This window comes from Sphingopyxis sp., assembly GCF_035998965.1.
In the GTDB taxonomy this organism is placed as follows: domain Bacteria; phylum Pseudomonadota; class Alphaproteobacteria; order Sphingomonadales; family Sphingomonadaceae; genus Sphingopyxis.
The window spans coordinates 1-9,286 of record NZ_DASYHE010000008.1 but is presented as its reverse complement, the minus strand read 5'-3'; the positions used below and the strand labels follow the sequence as shown (position 1 = coordinate 9,286).

General features: G+C 65.4%; 9 protein-coding genes. 7 read left to right on the top strand and 2 right to left on the bottom strand.

Annotation, left to right across the window (positions count from 1 at the left end; genetic code table 11):
- The first annotated feature begins 146 nt into the window (after nt 1-146).
- The 5 genes from VGN68_RS00470 to trpC all read left to right on the top strand — a co-directional run bounded on the left by VGN68_RS00470 (nt 147) and on the right by trpC (nt 5,350).
- Complete coding sequence (locus VGN68_RS00470; RefSeq protein ID WP_327472808.1) at nt 147-1,664, top strand: anthranilate synthase component I family protein; 1,518 nt, start codon at nt 147-149, stop codon at nt 1,662-1,664.
- A gap of 35 nt (nt 1,665-1,699) precedes the next feature.
- The gene (locus VGN68_RS00465; protein WP_327472806.1) at nt 1,700-2,761 is read left to right on the top strand and encodes an alpha/beta fold hydrolase; all 1,062 of its coding nucleotides are present in this window, start codon (nt 1,700-1,702) and stop codon (nt 2,759-2,761) included.
- Between the two features lie 221 nt (nt 2,762-2,982).
- A complete protein-coding gene (locus VGN68_RS00460) occupies nt 2,983-3,573 on the top strand; it encodes an aminodeoxychorismate/anthranilate synthase component II (protein ID WP_327472804.1) in 591 nt (196 codons plus the stop codon).
- Nucleotides 3,570-4,568 carry an anthranilate phosphoribosyltransferase gene (gene trpD / locus VGN68_RS00455; RefSeq protein WP_327472801.1) on the top strand — a complete coding sequence of 333 codons (999 nt, stop codon included), beginning with the start codon at nt 3,570-3,572 and terminating at the stop codon, nt 4,566-4,568. Before VGN68_RS00460 ends, trpD begins: the two co-directional genes overlap by 4 nt.
- The gene (gene trpC, locus VGN68_RS00450; RefSeq protein WP_327472799.1) at nt 4,565-5,350 is read left to right on the top strand and encodes an indole-3-glycerol phosphate synthase TrpC; all 786 of its coding nucleotides are present in this window, start codon (nt 4,565-4,567) and stop codon (nt 5,348-5,350) included. The genes trpD and trpC overlap by 4 nt, the downstream gene beginning before the upstream one ends.
- Before the next feature lie 117 nt (nt 5,351-5,467).
- Here trpC and VGN68_RS00445 read toward each other — a convergent pair whose 3' ends face one another.
- Both VGN68_RS00445 and VGN68_RS00440 read right to left on the bottom strand, forming a co-directional pair.
- Nucleotides 5,468-6,388: a CPBP family intramembrane glutamic endopeptidase gene (locus VGN68_RS00445; protein WP_327472797.1), complete on the bottom strand. Its 921-nt coding sequence runs from the start codon at nt 6,386-6,388 to the stop codon at nt 5,468-5,470.
- Nucleotides 6,389-6,419: 31 nt separating this feature from the next.
- Nucleotides 6,420-7,244, bottom strand: a complete 825-nt coding sequence (locus tag VGN68_RS00440; RefSeq protein WP_327472795.1) for an AraC family transcriptional regulator — start codon at nt 7,242-7,244, stop codon at nt 6,420-6,422.
- Nucleotides 7,245-7,510: 266 nt separating this feature from the next.
- On the opposite strand from VGN68_RS00440, the gene moaC reads away from it, so the two are divergent.
- Both moaC and glp read left to right on the top strand, forming a co-directional pair.
- Nucleotides 7,511-7,984 (top strand): cyclic pyranopterin monophosphate synthase MoaC, encoded by a 474-nt coding sequence (gene moaC / locus VGN68_RS00435; RefSeq protein ID WP_327472793.1) that lies wholly within the window; start codon nt 7,511-7,513, stop codon nt 7,982-7,984.
- Nucleotides 7,981-9,171 carry a gephyrin-like molybdotransferase Glp gene (gene glp, locus VGN68_RS00430; protein ID WP_327472791.1) on the top strand — a complete coding sequence of 397 codons (1,191 nt, stop codon included), beginning with the start codon at nt 7,981-7,983 and terminating at the stop codon, nt 9,169-9,171. The genes moaC and glp overlap by 4 nt, the downstream gene beginning before the upstream one ends.
- Nucleotides 9,172-9,286 lie beyond the last annotated feature (115 nt).

Here is a 9,286-nt window from a genome sequence, read left to right as displayed (position 1 = left end):
GCTCGCGCCCGCCTTTGGCAACGAGCTGATCGAACAGCTCGCCGGCGAAGCCAAGCGCCGCGTCGGGGTGACGATCAACAAGGAACTGGTCGAACAGCTGCGCCAGGAACTCACCGGCACCGCGCCGGTCGCCGAATAACGTCCCGGTGTCGCTGGAGGGCAAAGCCGCGGCGCTAGAAGCCTTGGCGGGCGGCCGCGGCGCGGTCGTCTGGCAGCGGCTGATCGCCGACATCGAAACCCCCGTCTCGGCGGCGCTCAAGCTGATCGAGCCCGGCCGCGGCGACTGGGTGCTCGAATCGGTCGAAAGCGGCGAAACCCGCGGGCGCTACAGCCTGATCGGCCTCGACCCCGACCTGATGTTCGAAGTCACCGGCAACGCGGCGCGGATCAACCGCGACTGGCGCCACGACCGCGACGCCTTCACACCGCTCGCTGCCCCCGCGTTGCAAGCCTTGCGCGATCTCGTCGCCGAATGCCGCTTCGACGTCCCCGACGGCTTGCCCAAGGCGCTGGCGACCCTCGTCGGCTTCTTCGCTTACGAAACCATCGGCCTTGTCGAGCGCATCCCGCGCGCGCCCGGCGCCGGGCTCGGCCTGCCCGACATGGTGTTCGTCCGCCCGACAACCATCCTCGTCTTCGATCGCCTCGCCGACGAACTGTTCCTCATCGCGCCGATCTGGCCCGACGCCGACGGCGCGCTCGACCGGATGATCGAGACCGCGCAGGACCGGCTCGATACCATCGCCGCGCGCCTGTCGACCGCCAGCGTCTCGGCCGACCGCGCCCTGACCGACGTGCTTCCCGCTGACGTCGCGGCCCATCCCGCCACCCAGCCCGCGCAATTCGCCTCGATGGTCGCCAAGGCCAAGGACTATATCGCCGCGGGCGACATTTTTCAGGTCGTGCTGTCGCAGCGCTTCTCGACCCCCTTCGACCTGCCGCCCTTCGACCTCTACCGCGCGCTCCGCCGCGTCAACCCCTCGCCCTTCCTCTATTTCCTCGACCTTCCGGGCTTCGCGCTGATCGGTTCGTCGCCGGAGATATTGGTCCGCGTCCGCGATGGCGAAATCACGATCCGCCCGATCGCGGGAACCCGCCCACGCGGCCGCACCAGCGCCGAAGATGCCGAAAACCGCGAAAGCCTGCTCGCCGATCCCAAGGAACGCGCCGAACATCTGATGCTGCTCGACCTTGGTCGCAACGATGTCGGCCGCGCCGCAATCGGCGGCAGCGTCACGGTGACCGACAGCTATACGGTCGAATTCTACAGCCATGTCATGCACATCGTGTCGAACGTCATCGGCCGCATCGCCGCCGACAAGGACGCGATCGACGCGCTGTTCGCAGGCTTCCCCGCCGGGACGGTCAGCGGTGCCCCCAAGGTCCGCGCCTGCCAGATCATCGCCGAACTCGAAGCCGACGCCCGCGGGCCTTATGCGGGCGGCGTCGGCTATTTCGCCCCCGACGGCAATATGGACAGCTGCATCGTCCTGCGCACCGCGATCGTCAAGGACGGCGAAATGCATGTGCAGGCGGGCGCCGGTATCGTCGCCGACAGCGACCCCGCCTATGAACAGCGCGAGTGTGAGGCGAAAGCAGGCGCGCTCTTCGCGGCGGCGCGCGAAGCGGTGCGGCTGGCGGGAACGCCGGGATATGGGCAATAGCTTGACCTGATCGGGCCGTTCGCTAGCGTCCCACTATGCACAAACTCCTCGCCCCGCTCGCCCTGCTGCTCGCCAGCCTTCCCGCCCACGCCCAAACCCCTGCGGGCGCCGTCGAGGGCGACGCCATCCTCAAGGATTTTGCCTTCGCATCCGGCGAAAAACTACCCGAACTCAAACTGCACTACACGACGCTCGGCACCCCTCAGCGCGACAAACAGGGCCATGTCACCAACGCTGTCATGATCCTCCACGGCACCGGCGGCACCGGCAAGCAATTCTTCCAGCCGCAATTTGCCAGCGAGCTGTTCGGCCCCGGTCAGCTGCTCGATACCGCGAAATATTACATCATCCTGCCCGACAATATCGGTCATGGCGGCTCATCGAAGCCCAGCGACGGGATGCGAATGGCGTTCCCGAAATATGACTATGACGACATGGTCAGCGCCCAGCACCGGATGCTCACCGAGAAGCTGGGGGTCCACAAACTCAAGCTGATCCTCGGCACCTCGATGGGCTGCATGCACGCCTTCATCTGGGGCACTACCCGCCCCGGCTTTGCCGAAAAGCTGGCCCCCTTCGCCTGCCTGCCGGTCGAGATCGCGGGCCAGAACCGCATGTGGCGCACGCTGTCGATCGACGCGATCAAGGCCGATCCGCTGTGGCAGGGCGGCAACTACACGACCCCGCCCGCCGCAGGGCTGCGCACCGCCGCCTCGCTCAGCCTGATCGCGGGCGCCAACCCCTATGCGTTGCAAGTGCAATATCCGACCCGTGAAGCAGCCGAGACATACAAGGACGAAGCCTTCGCCCGCACCTTTGGCCGCAACGATGCCAATGACACGATTTATCAACTCGATAGCTCGCGCACCTATAACCCGTGGCCGGACCTCGAAAAGATCAATGTCCCGACGCTGTGGATCAATAGCGCCGACGATTTCATCAACCCACCCGCCTATGGCATCACCGAAAAGGCAGCGGCGCGGATGAAAACGACAAAGTTCATCCTGATCCCCGCCAGTCCCGAAACCAAGGGTCACAGCACCCACACCTGGGCCAAATTCTGGAAAGACGATCTGGCCAAGCTGATGGCGCAGTGAGCGGTCCTCCCTGTGGCGAAGCCATGGGGAGGTGGCAGCGCGAAGCGCTGACGGAGGGGCCATGACGCGACGTCGCCGCCCCTCCACCATCGCCTGCGGCGACGGTCCCCCTCCCCATCGCTGCGCGACAGGGAGGAACATGGACCCGCAAATCCCGCCTCGTCCCCACAAAAGGACTTATTGCTTCACTCGCGCGCCTTCACCCATTACGGCCCACCCCCATGATCCTCGTCATCGACAATTACGACAGCTTCACCTTCAACCTCGTTCATTATCTGATCGAGCTGGGCGCCGATGTGCGCGTCGAACGCAATGACGCGCTGACCGCCGCCGAAGCCCTTGCGACCGGTGCCGAAGCGATCCTCATCTCCCCCGGCCCCTGCACCCCGAACGAAGCCGGGATCAGCCTCGACCTCGTTGCCGCCTGCGCCGATGCGCAGCGGCCGCTGCTCGGCGTCTGCCTCGGTCATCAGGCGATCGGTCAGCATTTCGGCGGCACCGTACAGCGCGGCCATCTGATGCATGGCAAGACGTCACCCGTCTGCCACGACGGCAGCGGGCTTTACGCCGGCCTGCCTTCGCCGTTTCAGGCGACGCGCTATCACAGCCTCGAAGTCGTCGACATTCCGGACTGCCTTATCATCAACGCGACCAGCGACGACGGCGCGGTGATGGGCTTCCGCCACGCCGAATTGCCGATCCACGGGGTGCAATTCCACCCCGAAAGCATCGCCACCGAACATGGCCACGCGATGCTCGCCAATTTCATGGCTGTCGCAGGACTGCAAGTGCGCGAACGGCAAGCCGCATGAGCCGCTTCGGTCGGCTGCCCGATCCCGCGCATTTGCTGGGGCATGACGAGGCCGCACAGGCCTTCGCCGACATCCTCGATGCGCGCACCAGCGAGGACGAGATCGCCGAATTCCTCACCGCGCTGTCCGATCGCGGCGAATCCATGGTCGAAATCGCCGCCGCGGCGCAGGCGCTGCGCGACCGGCTGATCCCGATCGATGCCCCCAAGGGCGCCATCGACGTGTGCGGCACCGGCGGCGACGGCCACCACACGCTCAATGTCTCGACTGCCGTCGCCATCGTCGTGGCAGCCTGCGAGGTTCCCGTCGCAAAGCACGGAAATCGCGCCGCTTCGTCGAAATCCGGCGCCGCCGACACGCTCGAAGTCCTCGGCCTCGACATGGAGCGCGCCGGGCGCCTCGCCGAAGCGACCCTCGCCGACCTCGGCATCTGTTTCCTCTTCGCCGCCAACCATCACCCGGCGATGAAGCGCATCCAGCCGATCCGCCAGAAGCTCGCCCGCCGCACCATCTTCAACCTGATGGGACCGCTCGCCAACCCCGCGCGCGTCACCCGTCAGCTGATCGGCATCGCGCGCCCCGGCTATGTCCCCGTCTATGCCGAGGCACTGCACCGGCTCGGCACCGATCACTCGCGCGTCGTCTCGGGCGACGAAGGCATCGACGAACTCTCGCTCGCGGGCGGCAACGAGGTCGCTGTTGTGAATGCCGAGGGGGTGTTCATGCAGCGCAGCCATGCTGCCGATGCCGGTCTGCCGTCCCACCCGATCGAGGCGATCCGCGGCGGTGACGCCACCGACAACGCCAAAGCGCTGCGAGAGCTTCTGCAAGGCGCCCCGGGCGCCTATCGCGACGCGGTCCTGTACAATTCCGCCGAAGCGCTCGTAATCGCGGGCGCCGCCGAAACGCTGACCGACGGGGTCGAAGAAGCCGCCGAAGCGATCGACAAGGGGCTCGCCAACGCGCTGCTCAATTGCTGGATCGCCTATAAATGAACAAACTCACCCAAATCCTCGCGACCAAGGCCGAAGAAGTCGCCGCGCGCCGCGCGCTGCGCTCGCTCACCGACCTCGACGCCATCGACGCCGGCCCGGTGCGCGGCTTCCGCGCCGCCTTGCAGGCCAAAATCGACGCGGGCGGGTTCGCGCTGATCGCCGAGATCAAGAAAGCCTCGCCCTCCAAGGGATTGATCCGGGAAGATTTTGACCCCGCCGACCATGCCCGTGCCTATGCCGCGGGCGGCGCCGCCTGCCTGTCGATCCTCACCGACGCCCCCTATTTTCAGGGGCATGAAGATTATCTCGTCGCCGCGCGCGCGGCCTGCTCCATCCCCGCGCTGCGCAAGGATTTCATGATCGACCCCTGGCAGGTCGCCGAAGCCCGCGCGATCGGCGCCGACGCGATCCTGATCATCGTCGCCGCGCTGGATGACGGCGCGATGCAAGAGATTGAGGCCGCCGCGTTCGAGCGCGGCATGGACGTGCTCGTCGAAGTCCATGACGAGGCCGAACTGGGTCGCGCGCTGACGCAGCTGCAATCGTGCCTGATCGGCGTCAACAACCGCGACCTGCGCACCTTCGAAACCGACGTCGGCGTTACCGAGCGCCTCGCCAAACTGGTTCCCGCGGGCACGCTGCTGGTCGGCGAAAGCGGCATCGCCACCCACGCCGACTGCCAGCGCCTTGCCGCCAGCGGCGTACGAACCTTCCTCGTCGGCGAAAGCCTGATGCGCCAGGATGACGTCACGGCGGCAACGAAGGCGCTGCTGGAGGGCTAAGGCTCGCTTTGCGGTGGATAGCGCACGGTCGAGGCACTGACGGCCTTTGGCAGTTTAGCTGCCCGTTCATGATCGTTTTGATGGCCTGTCGCTCCCCGATCCTTGCTGAGCGAAATCCTAAGGTTGCTGCCCGGAACCTGGTGGAGCGATTCCCTCTCGTTCGCGCGACCTTGGAAGCAACAGCAGGATCAGGCCAGCAACAGTCAGCAGGGCAAGCGTAAACACGCTCCCTTCCGGTCCTTCCCCGGCACCATTGAGCCAGGCCGGCCCGACAGGCACCAATTTCACGACCAGCGCGGGCAGACCGGTGTCCAAACCTGTAATTGGCACATCAAAGCCGGCGCCGGCAAACCAGTTCCAGCCGACGTGCCAGCCCATCACCCCCCAGATCGAGTTCGAATAGCGCACCCAGGCGCAGGCGAAAATCGCGAAGATGAAGGTCATGGCCAACGCCGACACCGTTGCTCTGGGCGAAAGGTGAACAAAGGTGAAAGCGGCGGACGACAGTATGAAGGCGGCCGTCATGTTCCAACGCCGCATGATGGTTGAGAACAGCCAGCCGCGAAAAACGAACTCCTCCACGCTTGCTTGCACGACAAAGCCGGCGAGCAACAGGGCGATCCAGCCAAGCGCAGCGGGGCTGGCAAAGGCGGGGGCCAGATCAGCGACACGGTATCCGCCGGAAAGGGCTATCGCCGTCACGATCGCGCCCATCATCGCTATTCCAACGGCCAGTCCGATCAGGAACTTTTTGAGCCCCCCTTCGCCGCAAAGGCCGGCACTTGCGAGGCTTCTCTTTTCAACCCAGCAAACCCAGCCAGCGACCGCAAGCCCCAAGGCGCTGAACGAAATCAGCATCAGGAAAAAGCCCAAGGGCCCGCGCGGGGGGCCCATCGGCTCAGTAAAGCCGAGATATGCGAGTCCGAGATCACCCGGCAACATGCTAATGATAAGAATGAAAATGCCGATAAAGGGTGCGGCGATGCTCGGCGGTATCCAGCCCTTGGCCGGCTCGTCGGAAAAGATCATCTGTGTCATGCCGCCCGAGCTACCCGCCGGCAGCAGACGGCTATAGAATGATCGTGCGGAACAAGTCCGAGCGAAGCCACTCTTTTGGCGTCAGGCCAACGGTCTTGCGAAATGTGCGGCCAAAATGGCTCTGATCGGCAAACCCGGCGCCGTGCGCGGCATCGGCCAGCGTCGCGCCGTCGCGCAAGAGCTGTTTGGCACGATCGACCCGTCGGTACTGCAGATAGCGATAGGGGCTGGTGCCGAGCACGGCCCGGAAGTCACGCGAAAGCTGCCAACGGTCGCAGCCAGTCACTTGCTCCAGTTGATCGAGTCGCGCACCGAAAACGACCGCGGCTTCGAGAAATTCGCGCGCCCGCATCACGGCTGTTCGGTTGGCGATCCTCACCGTTTCCGCCCGGCCAGACGCATTGTTCATGGCATGGGCCAGATCGTAAAGCGCGTCTTCATACGCACCGGGATCCTCAACGCCCGCGCAGTCGACGACCATGTTGAAGGCTGCCGCGATCAAAGCGGGATCCGTCGATACGCCATCGACGACAAACGGCAGCTCGGCGCCTCCAAGCACTGCCTGGAGATGCGTCGGCGGAACATAGGCTGCCCGATAGCTGAATCCCGCCTCATCGCTGCAATGCCCATCGTGCATTTCGTCAGGATGGAGAATGAGCACCTGCCCAGGCAGCGAATGTCGCATCGACCCGCGATAGTTGAATGCTTGCACCCCAGCCATCGTCAAAGCGACAGTGTAAGTATCGTGCCGATGCGGCGAAAACGCTCCTCCGACCAGCCGGTTTGCAACTCGCTCGATCAGTTCGAAAGAGCCGTCCGAATGCCATCGGTCAGAGGAGGGCGCTGGAGAATTCATCGATAATATATCGGGCGTAAGGAGCAAGAAGGCAAATCTTGCGGATTCAAATGGGTTTTCGACGACACTTGCGTGACTTGCCGGCCTATACTGTCTTCCTCAGCAAAAACGCCACTTGAACCTTTGGGGTCAGTGGGCTTGGCCTCTTTGGGGGTCGGCCGCGAACGACCGAAATCGGTCGTTTTCCAGCCATCACAACGCCGCATCCACCCCCACACTCCCCATCTCCCCTTGCCTTTCCCCCCCCAGCTTGCTTCGCTCCCGCCATGACGCTCAAACCGACTCATCTCGACGACACCGGCGCCGCGCACATGGTCGATGTCGGCGCCAAGCCTGCGACCCAGCGCCGCGCCGTCGCCAGCGGCCGCATCACCATGTCCGCGGAAGCGCTGGCAGCCATCCGCAGCGGCAACGCGCCCAAGGGCGACGTCCTGTCGACGGCGCGGATCGCCGGGATCATGGCCGCCAAGCGCACCGCCGACCTCATCCCGCTCTGCCATCCGCTCGCCCTCACCAAGGTCGGCGTCGATTTTGCGTGGGAAGCCAGTGGCATTGCCGTCACCGCTACCGCCGCGACCAATGGCCCGACCGGGGTCGAGATGGAGGCGCTCACCGCCGCCTCGGTCGCCCTCCTCACGCTTTACGACATGGCCAAGGCGCTCGACCGCGCGATGGTGATCGGCGACATCTGCCTGCGCGAAAAAAGCGGTGGCCGCTCGGGCGACTGGCGCGCCGAATGAGCGGCCTGCTGCCGGTCGAGGAGGCGCAGGCGCGGCTGCTGGCGCTGCGCGGCCCGCTGCCGCCCGAGAAAATATCTTTTTCCGAAGGTTTTCGCCGCTACATCTTACATGACATCCTCGCCCAGCGCGATCAGCCCGCCGCGCCCTTATCGGCCATGGACGGCTATGCGATTCGCTTCGATGACCTCCCCGGCCCGTGGACCATCGTCGGCGAAAGCGCCGCCGGGGCCGCGCCGGGTCGCACCGTGAACGCAGGCGAAGCGATGCGCATCTTTACCGGCGCGATTGTCCCGGACGGCGCCGATACCATCATTGTACAGGAGGATGTCGCCGCCGACGGCAGCACACTGACCCTGACCGGCGACGGCCCCGCCACACGCGGCAGCCATATCCGCCCCCGCGCCAGCGATTTTGCCGCTGGCGATTGCCTGCTCCCCGCGGGCACCCGCCTCACCCCCGGCGCGATCGCCGCCGCGGCGATGAGTGGCGCCGCCCAGCTTGTGGTCGGGCGCCGCCCGCGCGTCGCAATAGTCACCACCGGCGACGAACTCGTCCAGGCCGGACGCGCGCTGACCGCGGGCCAGATTCCCGACAGCAACAGCCCGATGCTCTCCGCGCTGCTCGCGGGCGAACCCGCGGCCGTCAGCCTGCCCCATCACGTCCGCGACGACCGCGCGATACTGGCCAAGGTTTTGAAGGACTTGGCGCGACGTCACGACGTCATCGTCACCGTCGGCGGCGCCTCGGTCGGCGACCACGACCATGTCCGCGGTGCGCTGCAAGACGCGGGTGGCCAGATTGATTTCTGGAAGATCGCGATGCGCCCTGGCAAGCCGTTGATCGCCGGAACGATCGGCGACGCCGTCCTGCTCGGCCTGCCCGGCAACCCCTCGTCGGCGTTCGTCACCGCAACGCTGTTCCTGCTTCCACTTGTCCGCCACCTCGCTGGCGCCCGTGATCCGCTGCCCGCGATCCATCAAGCGCTGCTCGCCACTGCGTTGGACGGCGGCGGCGGGCGTCGCGACTATCTCCGCGCGCGACTTGAAAACGGCCGCCTGACCCCGCTGACCGGGCAGGACAGCGGGATGACGCTGCCGCTTGCCACCGCGAACGCGCTGCTGATCCGCGACATCGCCGCGCCGCCGCGCAAAGCAGGCGCGTTGGCGGACTATATCGTCATCGCTTGACAAGTCCCGCTCTGTTCCACTATCGTTCTCATTATGTCCGGTTCTGGTCCTGACGGAGAATGACAATGTTGACCGCCAAGCAGCATGAACTGCTTCACTTCATTCAGCAAAAGCT